The sequence below is a fragment of the Microcystis sp. M049S2 genome (genome assembly GCF_020245625.1).
In the GTDB taxonomy this organism is placed as follows: Bacteria; Cyanobacteriota; Cyanobacteriia; order Cyanobacteriales; family Microcystaceae; genus Microcystis; species Microcystis ichthyoblabe_A.
Genome location: NZ_JADBUN010000128.1, coordinates 1 through 19,653 on the forward strand (window position 1 = coordinate 1; position 19,653 = coordinate 19,653).

Annotated in this window: 17 protein-coding genes; 3 read left to right on the forward strand and 14 right to left on the reverse strand. The window is 41.3% G+C overall.

Annotation, left to right across the window (positions count from 1 at the left end):
• The 5 genes from IM496_RS10835 to ccsB all read right to left on the reverse strand — a co-directional run.
• Window positions 1-419: Uma2 family endonuclease (locus tag IM496_RS10835; protein WP_271950150.1), on the reverse strand; the 419-nt coding region annotated here is incomplete at its 3' end.
• A 46-nt stretch (window positions 420-465) separates the two neighbouring features.
• Window positions 466-1,710: an ATP-binding protein gene (locus IM496_RS10840; protein WP_194017270.1), complete on the reverse strand. Its 1,245-nt coding sequence runs from the start codon at window positions 1,708-1,710 to the stop codon at window positions 466-468.
• A gap of 241 nt (window positions 1,711-1,951) precedes the next feature.
• Window positions 1,952-3,274, reverse strand: a complete 1,323-nt coding sequence (locus IM496_RS10845) for a serine/threonine protein kinase (protein WP_194017268.1) — start codon at window positions 3,272-3,274, stop codon at window positions 1,952-1,954.
• A gap of 258 nt (window positions 3,275-3,532) precedes the next feature.
• Entirely contained in the window at window positions 3,533-4,426 is an 894-nt protein-coding gene (locus IM496_RS10850) for an aspartoacylase (protein WP_194018448.1), read from the reverse strand.
• A gap of 171 nt (window positions 4,427-4,597) precedes the next feature.
• Entirely contained in the window at window positions 4,598-5,584 is a 987-nt protein-coding gene (gene ccsB, locus IM496_RS10855) for a c-type cytochrome biogenesis protein CcsB (RefSeq protein WP_002739901.1), read from the reverse strand.
• A gap of 132 nt (window positions 5,585-5,716) precedes the next feature.
• Here ccsB and ftsH point away from each other — a divergent pair, with 132 nt between their 5' ends.
• On the forward strand, window positions 5,717-7,681 hold the full coding sequence (gene ftsH / locus IM496_RS10860; protein ID WP_104398039.1) for an ATP-dependent zinc metalloprotease FtsH: 1,965 nt from the start codon (window positions 5,717-5,719) through the stop codon (window positions 7,679-7,681).
• A gap of 401 nt (window positions 7,682-8,082) precedes the next feature.
• On the opposite strand, the gene IM496_RS10865 is transcribed toward ftsH, so the two are convergent.
• The 3 genes from IM496_RS10865 to IM496_RS10875 form a co-directional block, all read right to left on the reverse strand.
• Entirely contained in the window at window positions 8,083-9,999 is a 1,917-nt protein-coding gene (locus tag IM496_RS10865) for a hypothetical protein (RefSeq protein ID WP_287661915.1), read from the reverse strand.
• Window positions 9,968-10,321, reverse strand: a complete 354-nt coding sequence (locus IM496_RS10870; protein WP_194014348.1) for a hypothetical protein — start codon at window positions 10,319-10,321, stop codon at window positions 9,968-9,970. Before IM496_RS10870 ends, IM496_RS10865 begins: the two co-directional genes overlap by 32 nt.
• Window positions 10,322-10,424: 103 nt before the next feature.
• On the reverse strand, window positions 10,425-10,976 hold the full coding sequence (locus IM496_RS10875; protein ID WP_104398042.1) for a thioredoxin family protein: 552 nt from the start codon (window positions 10,974-10,976) through the stop codon (window positions 10,425-10,427).
• A 36-nt stretch (window positions 10,977-11,012) separates the two neighbouring features.
• Between IM496_RS10875 and IM496_RS10880 the strand changes: the two genes are divergently transcribed.
• On the forward strand, window positions 11,013-11,417 hold the full coding sequence (locus IM496_RS10880; protein WP_002739790.1) for an NIL domain-containing protein: 405 nt from the start codon (window positions 11,013-11,015) through the stop codon (window positions 11,415-11,417).
• A gap of 236 nt (window positions 11,418-11,653) precedes the next feature.
• A complete protein-coding gene (locus tag IM496_RS10885; protein ID WP_287661916.1) occupies window positions 11,654-13,063 on the forward strand; it encodes an isochorismate synthase in 1,410 nt (469 codons plus the stop codon).
• An 11-nt stretch (window positions 13,064-13,074) separates the two neighbouring features.
• On the opposite strand, the gene IM496_RS10890 is transcribed toward IM496_RS10885, so the two are convergent.
• The 6 genes from IM496_RS10890 to IM496_RS10915 all read right to left on the reverse strand — a co-directional run bounded on the left by IM496_RS10890 (window position 13,075) and on the right by IM496_RS10915 (window position 19,506).
• On the reverse strand, window positions 13,075-14,451 hold the full coding sequence (locus tag IM496_RS10890) for an aldehyde dehydrogenase (RefSeq protein ID WP_287661917.1): 1,377 nt from the start codon (window positions 14,449-14,451) through the stop codon (window positions 13,075-13,077).
• A gap of 30 nt (window positions 14,452-14,481) precedes the next feature.
• Window positions 14,482-15,960 carry a hypothetical protein gene (locus IM496_RS10895; protein ID WP_194014342.1) on the reverse strand — a complete coding sequence of 493 codons (1,479 nt, stop codon included), beginning with the start codon at window positions 15,958-15,960 and terminating at the stop codon, window positions 14,482-14,484.
• A 197-nt stretch (window positions 15,961-16,157) separates the two neighbouring features.
• Entirely contained in the window at window positions 16,158-16,949 is a 792-nt protein-coding gene (locus IM496_RS10900) for a TIGR03943 family putative permease subunit (RefSeq protein ID WP_287661918.1), read from the reverse strand.
• Window positions 16,950-16,973: 24 nt separating this feature from the next.
• Window positions 16,974-17,984 (reverse strand): permease, encoded by a 1,011-nt coding sequence (locus IM496_RS10905; RefSeq protein WP_287661919.1) that lies wholly within the window; start codon window positions 17,982-17,984, stop codon window positions 16,974-16,976.
• 278 nt (window positions 17,985-18,262) lie between these two features.
• The gene (gene larE / locus IM496_RS10910; protein ID WP_043997874.1) at window positions 18,263-19,072 is read right to left on the reverse strand and encodes an ATP-dependent sacrificial sulfur transferase LarE; all 810 of its coding nucleotides are present in this window, start codon (window positions 19,070-19,072) and stop codon (window positions 18,263-18,265) included.
• A gap of 215 nt (window positions 19,073-19,287) precedes the next feature.
• Entirely contained in the window at window positions 19,288-19,506 is a 219-nt protein-coding gene (locus IM496_RS10915; RefSeq protein ID WP_194014365.1) for a type II toxin-antitoxin system RelE family toxin, read from the reverse strand.
• Between the last annotated feature and the right edge of the window lie 147 nt (window positions 19,507-19,653).

Consider the following 19,653-nt stretch of genomic DNA (forward strand, 5'->3'; position numbering starts at 1 on the left):
ACGAGAAGATATTGGTTTAATTGGGGTATAGAACGATAATAACGAAATTTATCACCCCGATCATAACTAGAGGTGGAAGGAGATAAAACCTCGATAATTAGGCAGGGATTTAAAATTTCATCGTTGCGATTATCACTAAATGATGGTTCCCCGGCAATAATCATTAAATCTGGGTATAAACCGCGATTATATTGGGGGATCCATAGACGTAGATCACTAGATTGAAGACGATAATTAGTTCCTCTTAAAGCTAATTTAAGCAGAACAATCAGATTAATGAGAATACTATTATGATTGATGCTTCCCCCTGTCATCTCGATAATTTCTCCGTCGTGATATTCGTGTTTAGTTTCTGCGCTAGTTTCTAGGTTGCGATATTCTTCTAAGCTGAGAATTTCGGGAGGAGATTGAGTCAACATTTTTACAGATTAGAGCTTATTTTATTTAATCATAACACAATTAATGCTACCTATTTAATTCTAATTCCCCTTGGAGAAAATCAATAAATTGTCTGGCAGTTCTTCCCGATCGCCCATTATGTTGGGTTGCCCATTGTTTGGCACGAAATTCTAGGTCTTCTAAGCTAATTTTTAATTTAGCTACACTGGCTAAATGACGCACTATTTTCAAATACTTTTCTTGATTAGCGGGTTCAAAAGTTAGGGTTAAACCAAAGCGATCACTAAAGGATAATTTTTCTTGTACTGTGTCCCAATTATGCACTTCATCCCCATCTTTTGGTTGTGGTCGATCGGCGAAAAATTCTCTGACTAAATGTCGGCGATTAGAAGTGGCATAAACTACGACATTTTTCGGTCTAGCGGTGATGCTTCCCTCTAAAACAACCTTTAAAGCTTTAAAAGCTTCATCGTCCTCTTCAAAGGATAAATCATCGACAAAGATAATAAATTTTTGGGGTAAATCTCGCAAGATTTCAATAATTAATGGTAGGTCTTTTAATTGGGATCTGGCCACTTCAATTAAGCGTAATCCTTGACTATGGTATTTTTGCAATAATCCCTTGACTAGAGAGGATTTTCCCGAACCACGACTGCCATAGAGTAGGACATTTAAAGCGGGATAACCTGCTAATAAAAACTCAGTGTTTTTAATCAAGGTTTCCTTGGGCATTTCATAACCGACTATTTCTTGAATCTGCACGGGATCGGGATGAGTAATCCCTTGTAATCGGCCTTCTTGCCACCTTAAAGCTTGATAACGGGCAAAAATTCCTGTACCACATTCGCGATAATAATCGGCTAGATCTTCGACTAATTCCGTCCAATCTAAACCGGAATGTAGAAAACTTTCTAATTTATTGTCCACTTCCCAAGCGGGGAAACTGAGAAATTTAATTCGTTCAAAAATTGTCGAATTGCTGAGGCTATAAATGCTAGAATTATAGAGAGATTGGAGGATAGATAAATCCTGTTTCACACCATTAATTAAAGATTCGGGTAACTCCCAAACACTTTTTTTCTGTACCTGTTGACTAAAGGGATTGTCATCTAATAAAATTTGTTCGACTAGAAAATCATTCCAACTAATATTTTTAGATGCTAAAGCTTGAAACCATTGACCATAGGCTTTTAGAAAATCGGCGATATTATCCGTAGATAATAGGGTAATAAATGCCTGGCCAATAGCATTATCAAAAACCCCTTGATACAAAACTAACAAGCTGACTTTTTGGTAAATTTCAGATATCATTTTTATTCTCCACTAATAACTAACATTTCATGGCTGATTTTTTGTAATTCCTAATCCGATTTAATAATTGCCGTCCTGTATCCAAGAAAATGTAAATCAGTTATTATTCTATCAAGATAGGGTAATCTCTGCAAGATTAAGGTTAAAAAAGGTAAAATGCCTACCGACTAATTCCCAAGATTTCTTGAGATGAGGTACAAGGTTTTCGTTTTGGGGAGACGGTTGATAATACCGTGTCAGGTTACACTTCCTCTTGATGAGAAACGTTATATTTGATAAAATTTAACCAATCTTGGATTTCCTGTCCTAACCAGAGACATTCATCCTCGCGGAGATTCTGACCGATAAGATAATAATTTTTAGACGTCCGCAGACGAATCTGATAGTTACCTTCTGTGCCATTGCTATGGAGAAAAATACCCCATAAATCTTGAGTTTTAAAAGCAAATTTTTTGTAGATAAAATTGAAGACTTTATATTTAATTAAAACTTCTTGGGGGGTAAGAATTAATTGCATCTCCCGCAAACAAATAAAACTAATCAGAGCTATAATAAAGGTAAGAATCGGGGAGATAAAGACAGTGACAGTAAGGACAATCGCCAAAGACCAGAGGGTAGGCGCATCAGAAGGTAGCTTAATTTTGGGGGGTAAATTAATCTCTAAATTATCCCTATGTTTAGCGATGCGGATGGAACTGTGGGGAGGTTTTGGTAATTTCTTAGGATCGATTAAACTTGATACTTGACGATAGGAGGGATGTTGGAGAAATTTCAGGGCTTCTCTGGCACTTTTAAACCGCTTTTCTACTGCCATATCGGTCATAGTTTCTAACCAATCGATTAAATCATCATCGATTGTCACCAGTTGGCGAAATTGAATTTTAGAGTCGCGGTGGGGCAATTCTATCGGCACAATTCCCGTCAATAAATGAATTAAAGTCATACCCAAGGCATATAAATCAGAACCCGGAACTGCTCGGCCCCAAAATTGTTCTAGGGGTGCATAACCACTCGTCCCCACCACGGTAAAAGTAACTCCTGTTACTGCACCCCTGGACTGGACTGCGCCAAAATCCACTAAATAAACGTTATTTTCCGAGTTAATAATTAAATTACTAGGTTTAATATCTCGATGTAATACTGGGGGCGATAATTCATGCAAATAAATGAGAATTTCGAGAACTTCTTGGGCAATATTCCGAATTACCGTAGCGGTGAAACGTTGCCCCCTTTCTAAGCGATCGCTTAGGGATTCTCCCGGTATATAATCTTGTACAAGTACAAACCAAGGAATCCCGTCACCTTGATTTTTATCGAGGGAAAAATAATCGCGATAGCGGGGAATACGGGGATGATAGAGAGAAGCTAAGACGGCTGCCTCTCGTTCAAATAATTTTAATTCTTCCCACTCCATCTGGGGACTAAAAGCGAGGAGTTTAATAATTACCGATTCTTGAGATAATATATCGGTAGCTAACCACGTTTGACGACCGATAGCGGTATTGCCTAGGCGTTGTTGCAGTTGGTAACGTTCAGCTAAAAGAGAATCAGAAGTAAAGGTCATAGTGGCTTTTCCCTTATTTAGGGTCTGCTGAAAAAGTTTTTCCTGGGGACAGGGTGTGGGGTGTGGGGTGTGGGGAAGTGGGGAAGTGGAGAAGTGGGGTGTGGGAAGTGGGGGAATTTCAACTAAAACCCTAACACCCTAAACCCCTAAACCCCTATCACCCTATCTCCTGACTCCTGACTCCTGACTCCTGACGACCGGCTACTGACGACTGGCTACTGACTCCTAACCCCACCAACAAACTTTTTGCCGCAAACCCTAATTAATATCAATTTGTCTTTTTGCCGTCCAACAAAGGGCGATTCCTTTTTCTTTATAGGAAGATTCTCCGACAAAGATAGGATATAATTCAGATTCACCACGATAGATAATTTCCTGACCATCAAATCCTAGAAAAATCGGTTGATTGGGTTGAATTGCCTGATAATCTCGTTGGAGAATCTGAGGATGTAACATGGCTTTAATTTCACCCTGTTCATTCCTAGGATAATCGATCGAGCCTAAACGTTGGTAAACTGTTAGGGATTCGCTGAAAGTATCGAGATGGTTAGCCAGATAATTTTCCTGTTCGATATAGTCTAGGATTTGATAGATGAGTGTTTCGGTTTGACGAAAAAGATAGGGACAGATGACACCGTGGTTAACTGGACCGATTTCTAGGGTAAAAGCTAGGGGACAAATTCCTTTAAGAAAATGATTTTCTTTCTCGCTGACGGGATGATAAATTAAGCGCACCTCAGGATTAATTGTAGTCAGATAGGTAAAGAGTTTTAATAGCCAAGGATGGGGGTTAGAATAAATAATCGCCAGCATCATGTTAGATGTGGTGCTGTGAATATCGATTAATAAATCAATGGATTTTTCTCGGATTTGCTGATATATATCTTTCGCTATTAGTTGCTCATGTTGCTGATAATTAGGATTGGCTAAATCTGCTCGGTTAAAACAACGATTTAAATCCGTATCGACATATCTAACCCGTTGCTTTAGGGCTAAGGGATTAGCGATGAGAGTGTGGGATTGAAAACTGCTGCGGGCCAGGAGATTAGCTGAGTTTTGCAGGTATTTAACCAAATAAGCGGGAGTTAGTTCATTGCCATGCACACCTGCAATTAAAGCCAGATTTTTAATAGTAGTTTTCTGCTCGATCATTTTTTGTAATTTTTGAAAAGTTGTAATTATTTATGGTTTGCGGCAAAAAGTTTGTTGGTGGGGTTAGGAGACAGTTATCAGTTATCAGTTATCAGTTCACTGAGAAAACTCCCCACACCCCACACCCTACACCCTACACCCTACACCCCACAACCCACCCCTATAACTGATTTAGAAAAACCAACCGTAGGAATGAAGACCTTTACCTAAAAGATTCACCCCTAAATAACATACCCAAACCACAACAAAACCACTCGCTGCTAGAATAGCCGGTTTTCTTCCCTGCCATCCCCGGGTAATGCGGGCATGGAGATAAGCGGCAAACACTAACCAAGTGATTAGCGCCCAAGTTTCTTTCGGATCCCAACTCCAATAGGAACCCCAAGCTTCATTCGCCCAAACTGCTCCGGCGATGATACCGATAGTGAGAAGGGGAAAACCAAGACCAATGACCCGATAACTGATATTATCGAGGGTTTCCGCTAAGCTAAGACGTTGGGGCGAAAGAGTCGCCATCGCTGTTAGGGTGGGAGTCAAAAGGGCGGTTGTGCCACCGTTAGCCGTTTCCATGAAAACTGGCGCGGAAAGAGTGGTAGATAACTTATTTTGGAGACGATAGGCCCCCGTACCCACGGAACTGCCTTTTAACTCGATATTTTGACCTCTCGTGACGATCAGAAAAGCGATCGCCATCAGGGAACCCACCATCAAAGCAGCATAACTTAACATCATGACGCTAACGTGCATCATCAACCAATTCGATTTTAAAGCCGGAACCAAGGGTGCCGAAGTTTGCATTTCTCCCGGTAAGGACAAAGTGGCAAAAGCGGTAATCCCCATGGCTACAGGAGTCGTCACCACCCCCACCAGGCGACTGCGGCTAGTGTACTCAGCAATTAAATGAACCGCAGTTACACCCCAAGCGAGAAAGAATAAAGATTCGTAAAGATTGCTAATGGGAAAATAACCCGCTTCTAACCAACGCGCTCCCAATAAAGCGGCGATACAGAGGTTAGCGATGGCCACTCCCGTGCTGCCCAAGCCCGGCAACAAAGGTATGCTAGGAAAGGCTGCCCCAGCCCAATAAACCAGCATAGTTAAAAACAGGACTAAAAAAGAAGTGTTATCGAGAAAGTTCTCTAAGCTAACTAAATTCATGGGATTTCTCTCGTTTGTCGCTCGCTCGCTACCAAGTATTCCATCCTCTATCCTATCCCATCGGTAAGGCGATCGAGACAGGGAATTGTTAGTATAAACTTTGCATTTTCACTCTCACCCACCCTAAAAATTATGGCTAATCAAGAAGATAATAAATTTTCCTGGTCCCGTTTGCCTCGGTTAGGCAAAATCCTGATCATTTGTTCTGGTGTTGCCGCTTTAGGCTATTTTCTTATCCCTCGTCCCTCAGAATTGTCCAATATTCCCCTCGAACCCTACAGCGAATTTATCAGTAAAGTGGAACGGGGCGACATCAGTAGGGTCAGAATTGGCAATCAAGTTATCTATTATCAATTAAAAAATCCTTTAGAATCCCTGCCTATTCCGGGTAATCCCCCCGTTAATCCCCCAGAATCAAGTAATCCCCTTCACGGTGATTCTAGTTCTCTGGCGGGCAACCCGAGCAGTAATCCAGCCCCCGGACGAGTCTTGGCAACGATTCCAGTCGATAACCCCCAATTACCCCAACTATTACAGCAAAAAGGCGTAATCTTCGAGGCGATTCCTGTGGCCGAAAACAGTTGGATCAGCACTCTCCTCGCTTGGGTGGTTCCTCCCTTAATTTTAGTCGCCGCCATGCAGTTTCTGTTCTATCGCAACGATGACACGCGTAAATCGCTGCTTTTTAACAAAAATCTCGCTAAAGTTTACGGAGAAGGCGAAAAATATCCGATTACCTTCAGTGATGTGGCCGGGGCTGAGGAAGCAAAAACCGAGTTAAAGGAAATCGTCGAATTTCTCAAGGATGCCGAGCGCTTTAATAAAATCGGGGCGCGTATTCCCAAAGGTGTTCTCTTGGTTGGACCGCCGGGGACAGGAAAAACCCTCTTAGCGAAAGCAGTCGCGGGAGAAGCGGGAGTGACTTTTTTTAGCATTTCGGCCTCGGAATTCGTGGAGTTATTTGTCGGCACCGGGGCGGCCCGGGTGCGGGATCTGTTTGCCCAAGCGAAGAAAAATGCCCCTAGCATCATTTTTATTGATGAATTGGACGCGATCGGTAAATCGAGAAGTTCGGGATCGGGAACTAGCGGCAGCAATGATGAGCGCGAGCAGACTTTAAACCAACTTTTGACAGAAATGGACGGTTTTAGCCCCAAAGAAGCCGTCGTCATCGTTTTAGCCGCCACCAATCGCCCAGAGACTCTTGATGCCGCTTTATTGCGTCCGGGGCGCTTTGATCGCCAAGTTTTGGTGGATCGTCCCGATTTAGCGGGAAGACTGGCAATTTTGGAAATATACGCCCAACGAGTCCAGATGGGTGAAGATGTTAACCTCAAAGCGATCGCCACCCAAACCCCCGGTTTTGCCGGTGCCGATTTAGCCAACCTCGTCAATGAGGCCGCTCTCTTGGCTGCCCGCAATAATCGGGAAAAAGTCAGTCAAATTGATTTTAAAGAGGCGATAGAAAGAGTTATCGCTGGTTTAGAAAAGAAAAGTCGGGTTTTATCGGAAAAAGAAAAGAAAATCGTCGCTTATCACGAGGTCGGTCATGCTTTAGTTGGCGCTGTCATGCCGGGGGGTGGTCGCGTCGAGAAAATTTCCATCGTTCCCCGGGGTTTATCCGCTTTGGGTTATACCCTGAAAATTCCCACGGAAGACCGTTTTTTGATGACAGAAACCGAATTTAAAGAACAAATTACTATGTTATTGGGCGGTCGGGCTGCTGAAGAATTAATACTTGGCAGTGTTACTAATGGCGCTTCCGACGATTTACAAAGGGCGACGGATATTGCGGAAAGAATGGTGACAATTTATGGTATGAGTAAATCCTTGGGTCCCCTAGCCTACGATAAAACGGGACAGGCTAATTTTTTAGGTAATAATCAGGGTAGTCCCCGGCGTTCGATCGGGGAAAATACGGCGAAAGCGATCGATGAAGAAGTTAAACAAATTATCGACGCTAGTTACCAAAAAGCCCTAGCAATTCTTAGTCACAACCGCAATTTATTAGAGTCCATTACTGCTAATCTTTTGACCACGGAAGTAATCGAAGGAGAAGAATTGCAAGAATTCTTAAATCAAGCGCAAATGGTCTGATCAATCCTCATAAACAGGGTCTGCTGAAAAAGTTTTTCGTGGGGACAGGGTGTGGGGTGTGGGGTGTGGGGTGTAGGTTTTTACAGATTCTCATCTGATCAATTACCTAATTTTCAGAGAAAAAGTACCTTAATTTTCCCACGATCACTCCCAGAACTGGTACTTTTTGATTGACAAAAAGTCTAAAAGTAAGTAGCTGGTTATAATTAAATTAAAAATGTATTTTAGGTTCGATCCCCCCTGCCCCCCTTGATAAGGGGGGTGCCGATAGGCGGGGGGATCCCCCCTTAATCCCCCCTTGATAAGGGGGGCATCTGACAACTTTTAACGCCTACCTACTTATTAGCCAAAAAGGTTTTTAGATTTATTCAGCAAGCCCTAAACAGTCGAGAAGAACTAACTTAAGGAGAAGACAGGATCAAAGCATTAGAAAATTGATATTTCCCTGCTTTGACGGTTAATTTGCCCTTTTTCCAACCCAAAGAAACGGGAGAGTTATCTCGACTTAAACTGTTATAAAGGGCGAAATTTTTTGACCAATCGTGCTTTTGACCGTTACGAATTAAAATCGGCAGTAGATTGATTTGATTATAGGTAAATTGTAAACTCTGTCCCTGACTGCCTTTAAATAAGAGGCGACCTTGGTTAATTTGAGTTAAATTTACTTGACTTTTTTGCTTAAATATGCTCTTGAAATTCTCATAACTGCCCTGGGTTGCCGCTTCCCCCACTTCCAGAGCAAAACCCGCATAATTGTTACCTGTGGGTAAAGCTTGGTAGGTATTATCATCCGGATAAGGGGAATTAGGAATCTCGATCATTTCAGGAGAAGAAAGATTAATTAATCTTAGGGCTAACCAAGTTTTTTCTAATTGAATAAACCAGATATCATCATCTTTTTCTACCTTGGCAGTTTTCGGTAATTGCCAGAAAAAAGCTTGATCTGCTGGTCGTAACCAGATTAAAAGATTGCGATATTGTCCGATTTCATCCCCGGGATTTTTGCCTGGTTTTACGCCATTTTTGCCAGTGTTAGCCACAAAAAAATCCACGCCTTTGTGTTGATTAAAGGCCATTAATTTAAACGGGGCCACATCGCCATCGGGGAAAGTTCCCGCCAGACTACCCATTTGATAACTAGCCCCAACAAATTGAGTTTCCCAATAACCCGGACTTTGATTATTGCCCGGTTTCCAGTTTTCATACAGGGGTTTACTGGCGAGAATTTCTACCGGTTTATTAAAGTTTTTTCGGGCTAATTCCATCACTGCTAAAGGAGGACGATAACGACTGGTAATTAGATACAGAGAGTCCAATTCCTGGCGATTATTGGCGACGGGAGTATCACCAAAATATAACCAAAAAGTGCGGCCTGCGTGTGATCGCATTACGCCATGGCCATCACCATAATCGCGTTTTACAGGGCCCCCCCAACCACCGCGATAATATTTAACACTAGCGGCCATGGATAACCAATCTAAGGCCATTTTTGCCCATTGTTTAACTTCCGTATCTTGAGCAAAATCGTAGAGATTGAGATAGGGAGCAAAGGTATGACCGTGATAAACTTCTGAATCCCATTCTCCCATACCGATGTTATACAAAGCCGAAACATAACGCTTAATTTTGCTTTTATAGAGTTGACGAGTTGCCTCATTTCCTGTTTCTTCGGCCATCAGATAAACCGATGTTTCGCGCATCGCCCGCAGGTTATCAGTATTGCGACTATCTACCCATAAACCCCGTCTTTCTATACTCCAATCATTACCCGTTCCTTTGCCCTTACCATGAATAGGATGGGGTCGTTGTAAAGGGTCAGTTTCTGTCCAAATTTTCGCCGCATTATACATTCTCTGACGATAAACTGGATCGAGATATTTTCCGAGAAGAAAATATTTTCTAATTTGTCCTTTTAGGGTAAAAGAAAAATAATAATCTATATAATTAGTGTGGGCTTGTTCTTGTGTTTGTGGGTCATCCTGCTGCAGGAAATCTAGGGCTTTTTGCTGGTTTCCTGCCAAGAAATCAAACATGGCCATAGGATAGGATTTTTTCTCGTTTTCTCCCCACAAATTGCCATAACTTTCTGCCCTAGCAAAATGGTTAATAACTTGCTTTGCCCTTTGTTGAAATTCTGCCTCTAATTCTGGTGTCCAATCGTTAAGATATTGGGGTTGAACTTCGGCAACAGGGAAGGAAGCGATCGAGTTTTGAGAAACCGAATAGAGGGAGTTAAAGCCAATAGTAAATAGGGCAATTATTCCCGCTAAAATTAGGTATTTAATTCTAGATCCAATCGTCATCTTCTGCAAATTCATCGATGTTTCCTTGATTTTCTGGGGACTGAGGTTGATTCTCTTTATCTAATTGTAAAGGTATTGGTTCGGGGGGGATAATTTCTGGTAATAATTCTTCGGGTTTTTGACCATCTACCTCCACCACAATTATTTCTGTGGCGGGAAACCAAAGTATCCGGCCTTGATCATCACAAACCGTCACTGATCGCGATTTATCTGGAGTCTCCGTTGCGAAGAAATCTCCTAACATTTTGGTGGGTAAAATGTTCTTACTTTCACCCCCACTAACTCCTAGGAATATATATTCGTTACCCGTGGTCAAATGTTGAACAATAATTGCCATAGTTAAAAAATTCAGTCAATGAAATGTACTGATGGATAGTTGACTCTTGAATGATAGCTTTACGCCCTAAGCTTTCCACTGATAACTGATAACTGATTACTGATTACTGCTTAACTTGACTGCCGTGACTGCGGGGATCGGTTTGACTAGCACCCACAAGGATATTAAAATCAGAAGTCTCTCCCGTAGTGGTGGCATAGGGTAGGGTGGAATTAGTTAAAAGTGCTTCTAAATTAGCAGTTAAAATTGATTTTGGTTGTTCTCCGATCGCTTGGGCAACTGGTTGTCCTTGATTATTTAAAAAGACAAAATGGGGAATACCATCCACACGATAACGGAGAATTTCTGGCAACCATTTATTATTATCGACGTTGAGCATGACAAAATTAATGGCATTACCGTATTGTTTTTTAATTTCGGCAATTTCAGGGGCCATCGCCTGACAACTGGTACACCAATTAGCATAAAATTCTGTCAGGGTGGGTTTACCATTGCCGAGGGCAAGATCGAAAGGTGTCGCTTTTTCCGCTTGCGCTTCCAAAGATACAGAACTAGCGGTGGTTTGAAACCCCAAGAAAATCGCTACACTAAGGATAACTGCCGTTACTGCCAGCAGCAGATTTCTGGTTTTGTTGGTGGGTGTGGTGGCTGTCATGGATAGTCTCTCAAAAATTATTCCTATCCTATCCTAATGAAAAAACGCGTTACTCTCACTTTTCCCAAAAAAGCCGTCCATATGCCCGTTACCTATCGACTGGCGAAGGATTTTAACGTCGCCGCTAATATTATCCGCGCCCAAGTTGCCCCCAATCAAGTGGGAACATTAGTATTAGAATTATCGGGAGATATCGATGAGTTAGAAGCGGCGATCGAATGGTTACAATTACAAAATATTGGCGTTTCCCAAGTTAGTCGTGAAATCGTCATTGATGAAGAAAAATGCGTCGATTGTGGCTTATGTACGGGGGTTTGTCCCACGGAAGCTTTAACCCTTGATCCCGAAAGTTTTCGTCTTAAGTTTTTGCGTTCCCGTTGTGTGGTTTGTGAACAATGTATCCCCACTTGTCCCGTGGTGGCAATTTCCACAAACTTGTAAAATAGAAGTTATTAAATTAATTTTTTTACCCATTTAAATAATAGCCATCTCTGGAGATTTTAAGCTTTGATTTGTTGCCAAGGCGGTTAATCGTCACAAATATCCTGCTCCCTTTCTGCCTAAAGACCCTTTCTCCGATACCATAGTTAAAAAGAGATCGTTGACTCTGGCCACACCTGTGGGGATTACATACCATTAATCATGGTTTTTTTTGCAAAAAATACAAAAAACTTGACATGACTTCTGCCGTTCCTCGCCTTTCCCATCCTGATAGTCCAATTGCTGATCTTCGCAGCCTCTATGACTTTATCCTCAACCCGCAACTGTTAGCCGCAGAAAAGGGAAATCGGTCGATCGTCAGTTTTTGTCAAAAAATTTCCCCCCTTGATCTCCTAGAAATTCTCTCTCGGATTGCTTCTAGCTATCCCACCCATTGTTATTGGGAAAATCCCGAACGAGAAACCGCTCTTCTCGGCTACGGCATCGCCTTTACTGCCAATTTCCACGGCAAACAACGTTTTTTAAAAGCTCAAAAATTTATTGAAAACTGTCAACAAAAAATTATTAAAATTGATAATTATAGCGAGATTACCCCTCGCATCTTTTGTAGTTTCACTTTTTTCGACTCGCAAACAGCTATCCCCTTTCCCTCAGCTACCCTAACCCTGCCTAAGTTTCAAATTATCAAAAAACAGTCGGAATATTTTTTCCTGACCAATCTCTTAATCACCGGCAAAAAAGAAATAGAAAACTCCCTCGAAGAAACTATTAATAACCTCAAAATTATCCAAAATAACTCCAGCAATTGCCGACAAAATCCTCACCAGGATCCCTGTAGTTATTATATTCATCCTACCTATAATTTTCAAGCGGCTGTTGCCGATGCCATCCAATCTATCCATGCTCAAAAATTTAGCAAAATTGTCCTCGCTCACGCTCTTGACGTGATTTCTCCTCGTCCTTTTCATCTGGTAAACTGTCTCGATAATTTGCGTCAGCGTCATCCCGATTGCTACACTTTTTCCCTCGGCAATGGACGGGGAGATCATTTTATCGGTGCTAGTCCCGAACGATTGTTAACTGTCCATCAGGGGCAATTAATCACCGATGCTTTAGCGGGATCCGCCCCCCGGGGAGAAAATGCGATCGAAGATGCTCTCTTTGCCAATAAACTCCTCGCTAGTGAAAAAGAACAACGGGAACATCGGGCTGTTAGTGACTTTATTAACCAAAAACTGCGACAAATTGGCTTAAATCCGCAAAATTCTCCCTCTAGATTGTTAAAACTCTCCAATATTCAACATCTCTGGACTCCTATCCATGCCAAACTAAAACCCTCCATCCATCCCCTCGAAATTGTTGCCCAACTACACCCCACTCCTGCTGTTGCTGGGGTTCCCACCGAGATCGCTTTAGCACAAATTCGTCATTATGAAACCTTCGATCGCTCTCTTTATGCCGCTCCTTTGGGTTGGATTGATTGTCAAAATAATAGTGAGTTTATTGTTGGTATTCGTTCGGCCTTAATTAAAGGCGATCAAGCGCGATTATACGCTGGTGCGGGTATTGTTGCCGGTTCCGATCCAGAAAAAGAACTAGCAGAAATTCAGCTTAAATTTCAAGCTCTCTTAAAAGCTTTAACCTAAACTATAGCTTTTTAGCGAACCAATAACTTAAATAAGCCTAATTTACCCTTAAAAGGCGGATATTTTAAAGCGGGATTGAACCAAAGAGGTGTTTTCATAATCGCTTTTTGGTGACTAAAATTTTCAAAAGAAAAACGACCATGATAGCTACCAATACCGCTATTTCCGCGACCACCAAAGGGTAAACTAGGATTAGTAAAATGAAAACTATTGTTGTTAATACAACCTCCCCCAAACTGAACTGATTCTAACCATTTCTTTTCGGTTTTTGCCTTGGTAGTAAACAGATAAAAAGCTAGAGGGTTAGGGTTTTTAGCAATAATTGCTAAAGCTTCCTCAAAAGTGCTAAAGGCAATGATCGGTAAAATTGGACCGAATATTTCCCCTTGCATAATAGGAGCATCAAGGGAAACATTAGTTAATAAAGTTGGTTGAATATATAAATTTTCTCGATCAGTTTTGCCGCCAAAAACAATCTCACCATCTTTGAGCAAGTCAATTAAGCGATCAAATTGTTTCTCATTAATTATCTTACCATAATCAGCACTTAATCTGGCATCTTCACCGAAAAAATTAACAATAGTATTAGCTAATTCTCTGATCAAATTCTCCTGCTGGGATTGGTGTACTAAAACATAATCAGCTGCGATACACATTTGACCACAATTAGAGAATTTTGTCACGGCAATGCGACGAGTTGCCACAGAAATATTAGCATCAGCTTCGATAACACAGGGATTTTTTCCCCCTAATTCTAGAGTAACAGGAATTAACTTTTCTGCCGCTAGTTGATAAATAATTTTTCCTACCCTGGTACTGCCAGTAAAAAATATATGATCAAAGGTGAAACTGTCTAACATATTCGGAATTACTTCCGCACCATCTCCGGGTACAATTAACACATATTCTTCAGGGAATATTTCTTCAATTATTTTAACTACTAATTTTTCCGTCGCTGAGGCAAATTCACTCGGTTTTAATACCGCACAGTTACCGGCAGCAATAGCACCAACTAAAGGCACTAATAACAATTGGAGGGGATAATTCCACGCAGCAATAATTAAAACCACTCCTAAAGGTTCCTGAATAATTTGACTGGAGGAGGGAAAATTTAAGAGATTAGTTTTAACAGGTTTGGGTTGCATCCATGAGCGCAAATTTTTTAAAGCGGTATTAATTTCCACCAAAAGGAAACCATTTTCAGTAATCCAACAATCTTCGGGACTTTTCTTTAAATCGCTATATAAAGCTTGATAGATTTCTGCTTCATATTTAATAATTGCCTGTTTTAACTTCTCTAACTGCTGACGACGGAATTGATAGGAACGAGTGGCACCACTAACAAAATACTGACGCAATTTGGCTAATTTTTCTGAGTTTGACAGCATCGAAATAATTCCTAAGTTAATAATCAAATTCTACGGCATCCATTGGGGACGAATTCCCGCTAGAGGTAATTCAATTAAATCAGATTTACTTGCTTTCACTCCATCTTGTAGGGGAGGAATTAACATCCACAAACGACCACTGATAATTGTTTCTCCTGAGTCAGTAGTCAAGGGATTAGTCGGATTGGTATCATAACTGGTGCGAAGTTGATCAAAAATAATCGCTAAACTATCGGGAGATAAACTAATGTGAATATCACGATAATCGGCTAATTCCAGTAGGGGAGTCACTTGACCAGTCTTCACATCTATTTTAGCAAAATAGGGTTTTTCTTTGTACTCTTGACTGTTAGTAACTAACTCAGTTAACAAACAATACAAATCACTACCAGTGGCATTAAATTGACAATCTATAATCGAACCTTGTAGATTGAGTAAGCGTTTTTGTAATCCTTGATTATTGACATAAAAAAGCGATCGAATATAACGCATTTTGGCATTATCAGTATTAAAATTCACCATTGCCGCAGCTGTACCATCAGCAGAAAAATTCAAAATTCGCCCAAATTTTGGTAAAAAATCTAGGGGTTTTGTTTCGGTTTTTAAAGGCAAAAGGGCGATTCCTTCCCCCTGGGTGACAGCTAAAGTTTTACTATCAGGTGCAATCAAAAATTCCCCGCCTTGGATGTTTAATTGTTGGGGTTTTTCCCCCGATTTAACTGCCCATAAATCGAAGTTAATCGGATTGCGGCGCTCAATTCTCTGCACGACAATAGTTTCCCCATCTTTAGCTAAATCAAAATGATTATTTTGATAATCTTTATTGTCTAGCACTAACTCAATTTTTGCTGGCGATTGACTGCTATCAACTTGATAAAGCTGCAGTTCACGAATTCCCTGTACTCCCTGATTTTTCGCCACGGCCGAAAAGAGGATTTTTTTACCATCAGAGTAGAATTCAAAAGCCATAACGGTCAAATTTGCGGGGGTTAAGAGGGTTTTTTTCTCCTCGGTCAAGTTATAAAAAATTAATCTTCCCTGTTCTTCTCCATTAGTGCCAATATAGGCAAAAGCACGATCCCGACTTTTAAATTCTCTTTCAAAAATTGCCAGGGTTTGTCCTAATCGATTACCGCTGCGAAATTGTTCTCGCGCACCTTCAATTTGCAGATGATATTTTTCTCCGTAGGGAATGGGAGAAGTGAGGGTATAAGCTAATCGTCTTCCGGCCCAACTAAACTTCCCCGGCAGCGCAGGATCGATAACTAGATTTTTTTCTACACTAGCATGATCCATGGAGCGATCAAAAGTGATAATAAATGCTTGATCTTCCACTCCAATTTCTCGATTTTCCCAGCTAAATTCCTTGACTCTTGGACCGGTTTGTAAAAGACATTGATTACCACAGCTATTACCAAACCAAATTAAGCCACCAATTACTAAGGTTAGCGATACAATTAATGTTATTGCTAATTTATCAATCGGTTGTAATTGTAAGGTCTTGATCATTATAGTAGATGGTTAGTAACAACAACTGCTCACTGCTCACTGATAAGTAGGGAGGCACAATTATTTGTAGGATGGGTTAGCGGTAGCGTAACATGATTGGGCGTTGGGTTTCATGCTTTAACCCAACCTACGTTCATCTTATATTTAATTCCACCCACCTACTTAACTGATAACTGATAACTGATAACTGATAACTGTTAATATCCGTAGGGATCCGCAGGAGTGGGTATAGGTTTCACGGATTTGGCCTTAATTACTAATTGTCTTCTGGTGGTTGATTTTCCTCCCTCTACGGGTAAAGATTCCGTGGCCATTTCTCCGGTGATTTCTAACCAAGTATCATTGGGATATTGACTGCGACTTCCTGATAGTTTCACTGGTAAACCAACGGGATAAGCATCCACGGCACAACAGGTAAGAATAAAGCGACTAATTAATAAATAATTATCGGGTAGTTGTGGTAATTGTACCACAAAACCTGTGACTTTTACCGGTTGTCCTGTGTAGGCATCAGGTTCGGGGTAAGCATTCAAAGTTCTTACCCATTCAATTAAACTTTTTTCCTCTGGTTTAACGGTAGTGCCAAAGGATTGAGTTTGCACGCGAGTTAGGGGTAAAGATTCACTAATTCCCCTCTGTAATGCGATTTGACTACTGAGGGGCTGCGGGGCGATAAATAGGCCTAAAATGGCAGTTATTACTAATAAACCTGAGCCAAAATGTTGGGGAAGAATGGTAATATGCGATCGATTATCGTTACTATCTAAATTAATCTTTTTTCGCCACTGTTTTAATAATGTCCAAAGCTTGACTATTCCAAGGGCAGATAAAGCAATGCTGGTGATAAGAACCAGGATAAAATAATTAGGATGGATCAGTAAATTTAACTGTCCAGTTATCCAGTATTTAAATAGTAACGAACCCCAACCGATTAGGGCAATAACATCGATAAATTGGGGAGCGATTATTTGTAGACGTGATGAATTCATGGGAAAAAATGTCAAGGAACTGACCTAAAATAAATAACTGTGAGCCAAGGTGAGTAAAAAAGTCATTTGCGATGCTAAAGCAAAGAGATAAATTAACATTCTCGGTTTAAAAATAGACAACATTAAACCAATCCCTTTCAGGTCAATCATTGGACCGAACACTAAAAAAGCCAGCAGGGAACTACTGGTAAAACTAGAGGCAAAGGAGAGGGCAAAAAAAGAATCAACCGTGGAACAAATCGAAACAATGACCGCTAACAGCATCATGGCCAAGATCGAAGTAATCGGATCCTGACCCAAATTAAGGATAAATTCCCGGGGAACAAACACCTGTAAACCTGCCGCTATAGCACTTCCTAAGATTAACACTCCTCCTAATTCGCGTAATTCCATCACCACGTTTTCCAGAAAAGTTAACCAGCGCCTTTTCATCGGGATAGCTTGCACCGCCGGTAGGACAGCAGTAGCGGCAAAACTTTCGTCTAAGCGCAAAGTTTTGCCAGAATTACCGATCAGAAAAGACCCGGATTGTAGTAGTAGTGGGATAGATTCTTTTTCTGGTGTTTGCTGTTGCCAATTGAGACTTTTTGCCAAAGAGGTTTGGAGGAGTGGTCGCGGATCTTTTTGGATACTAAAGATAATCCCGATAACCGTAGCGATGAACAAAGAAAAGATAACTCGATAGAAAACAATTTCCGGTTGATCGCGAAAAGCTACCCAAGTGGACCAGATAACAATCGGGTTAATTGTCGGCGCTGCTAAGAGAAAACTAACCGCTACTGCATTCGGCATTCCTTGCACAAGTAAACGTCGCGCCACTGGCACATTGCCACACTCGCAGACGGGGAACAAAAACCCAATACATCCCCCCACAAATGCTCCTAAAACAGCATTTCGAGGCATCAGAGCAACTAGGCGACGTTCATCGACAAATATTAAAAGAATACTAGAGAGAATCACCCCTAGCAGTAAGAAAGGCATCGCTTCCACCAACAGGCTCAGGAATAGGGTAAAGGCATTTTGTAGTTGACTCATCTATCCTCGCCTTGGCAATTAGAGGTTTAAGGGTAAAGACTGAGGGACCCTAGACAAAGGTTCATCTATCAGTTATCAGTGACCAGTTATCAGTGACCAGTTATCAGTGACCAGTTATCCGTTACAGCCTTTCTCGTCAAGATGAAGTATAACCCAATTTGGTATTGACGACTTACTCCCCAAAAGGAAAGCTTCGTACCTCACCATTAAGATAACTGTTAGAGCAGATTTGAGTTTTCAGTCCACTGATTACTGTTTACTGATCACTGATCACTGAACTAGAGGACTCGATTAAGCTTGCCGCTTTGATAACCTTCTAGATCGAGGGTGACATAGATAAAGCCTAATTTTTGCAGATCAGCGACTAATTCGCTTAAATTTGTCCGATTAATAAAGTCGGGAATTTCCGCTGCCGGTAATTCAATCCGTGCCGTATCGCCGCTCGATCGCACCCGTAATTGACGATAACCTAATTTTCGCAGATAAATCTCCGCCCGTCCGACTCTTTGCAATTTCTCCAGGCTAATTTCCTCCCCGTAGGGAAAACGGGAACTTAAACAGGGTTGCGCCGGTTTATCCCACCAAGGTAAATTTAAGTAACGGGATAGTTGACGAACTTCGCTTTTTGTGATAGCAATTTCCGCCAAAGGTGAACGAGCGCCGCGTTCCCTAGCTGCTTGAATCCCGGGACGATAATCCCTTAAATCATCAGCATTAACGCCATCAATGACGTAGGAATAACCACGAGCGAGAGCAAGGGGTTTAAGGGTGTCGTGTAGCTCACTTTTGCAGAAATAACAGCGATTAACGGGATTACTGGTGTAATTGGGGTTATTCATTTCCTCGGTTTCCACCAATTCATGCCGAATACCGATATAATCGGCCTGAGCGATCGCTTCTTCCAATTCTTCCGGCAGTAGGGAAGGGGAAACCGCCGTAATTGCCAATGCTTGACTCCCTAGCAAATCATAGGCCACTTTTGCCACTAGGGTACTATCTACGCCCCCAGAATAGGCAATCAGAGCTTTTTCGCTGGTTTTTAAAAGGTTTTGTAATTGTCCGAGTTTATCGAGTAATTGACTGTCCATGGCGGCGATTTTGGCAACTGGTTTAGGGAGACCGTTTTTTATTATATGCCGTGCCGTAATTAATCAGGGCTACCGCTCGATTTATACTGCCATAATTTTGTCAATAATTGGGCTGTCTTTGGCAATTTTTACTAGAAAATAATCTCGCTATTCTAAGGATAGGCGTTTAAAATGCGTCTTAGCTTATTGCTGATCCCAATTATTTTAGTAAGTATTTAGTCATAAACTTCACTTCTATGACCTACTCTAATAATTATCCTACTCTCTCGATCAAATTCATAAATAACCCGATAATCTCCTACTCTTAATTTGTAAAACCCTGACCATTCTCTCGTAAGAGGTAGGGGAGTTATCTGTTCAAAGTTGATAGCTAACCATTCAATTTTATTAAGAATCCTCAGTCTGATAAGTAGGTAGGTATTAAAAACTTTCAGATCCCCCCGCCTATCGGCACCCCCCTTATCAAGCTATCCCTTATAGGGATCTTTCTTAACAATTTTTGCAGTAAGCACTCCAACCCTTATCCTGACTTGATTTCAGTTTTTTCTTTGTCAGTAAGGGTGTCAACAAGGAATATTACA

Bases quoted from the DNA above. Each gene is read 5' to 3' on its own strand.
- IM496_RS10840 (WP_194017270.1), bottom strand. From the start codon at position 1,710: ATGATATCTGAAATTTACCAAAAAGTCAGCTTGTTAGTTTTGTATCAA.
- IM496_RS10845 (WP_194017268.1), bottom strand. From the start codon at position 3,274: ATGACCTTTACTTCTGATTCTCTTTTAGCTGAACGTTACCAACTGCAA.
- IM496_RS10850 (WP_194018448.1), bottom strand. From the start codon at position 4,426: ATGATCGAGCAGAAAACTACTATTAAAAATCTGGCTTTAATTGCAGGT.
- ccsB (WP_002739901.1), bottom strand. From the start codon at position 5,584: ATGAATTTAGTTAGCTTAGAGAACTTTCTCGATAACACTTCTTTTTTA.
- ftsH (WP_104398039.1), top strand. From the start codon at position 5,717: ATGGCTAATCAAGAAGATAATAAATTTTCCTGGTCCCGTTTGCCTCGG.
- IM496_RS10865 (WP_287661915.1), bottom strand. From the start codon at position 9,999: ATGAATTTGCAGAAGATGACGATTGGATCTAGAATTAAATACCTAATT.
- IM496_RS10870 (WP_194014348.1), bottom strand. From the start codon at position 10,321: ATGGCAATTATTGTTCAACATTTGACCACGGGTAACGAATATATATTC.
- IM496_RS10875 (WP_104398042.1), bottom strand. From the start codon at position 10,976: ATGACAGCCACCACACCCACCAACAAAACCAGAAATCTGCTGCTGGCA.
- IM496_RS10880 (WP_002739790.1), top strand. From the start codon at position 11,013: ATGAAAAAACGCGTTACTCTCACTTTTCCCAAAAAAGCCGTCCATATG.
- IM496_RS10885 (WP_287661916.1), top strand. From the start codon at position 11,654: ATGACTTCTGCCGTTCCTCGCCTTTCCCATCCTGATAGTCCAATTGCT.
- IM496_RS10890 (WP_287661917.1), bottom strand. From the start codon at position 14,451: ATGCTGTCAAACTCAGAAAAATTAGCCAAATTGCGTCAGTATTTTGTT.
- IM496_RS10895 (WP_194014342.1), bottom strand. From the start codon at position 15,960: ATGATCAAGACCTTACAATTACAACCGATTGATAAATTAGCAATAACA.
- IM496_RS10900 (WP_287661918.1), bottom strand. From the start codon at position 16,949: ATGAATTCATCACGTCTACAAATAATCGCTCCCCAATTTATCGATGTT.
- IM496_RS10905 (WP_287661919.1), bottom strand. From the start codon at position 17,984: ATGAGTCAACTACAAAATGCCTTTACCCTATTCCTGAGCCTGTTGGTG.
- larE (WP_043997874.1), bottom strand. From the start codon at position 19,072: ATGGACAGTCAATTACTCGATAAACTCGGACAATTACAAAACCTTTTA.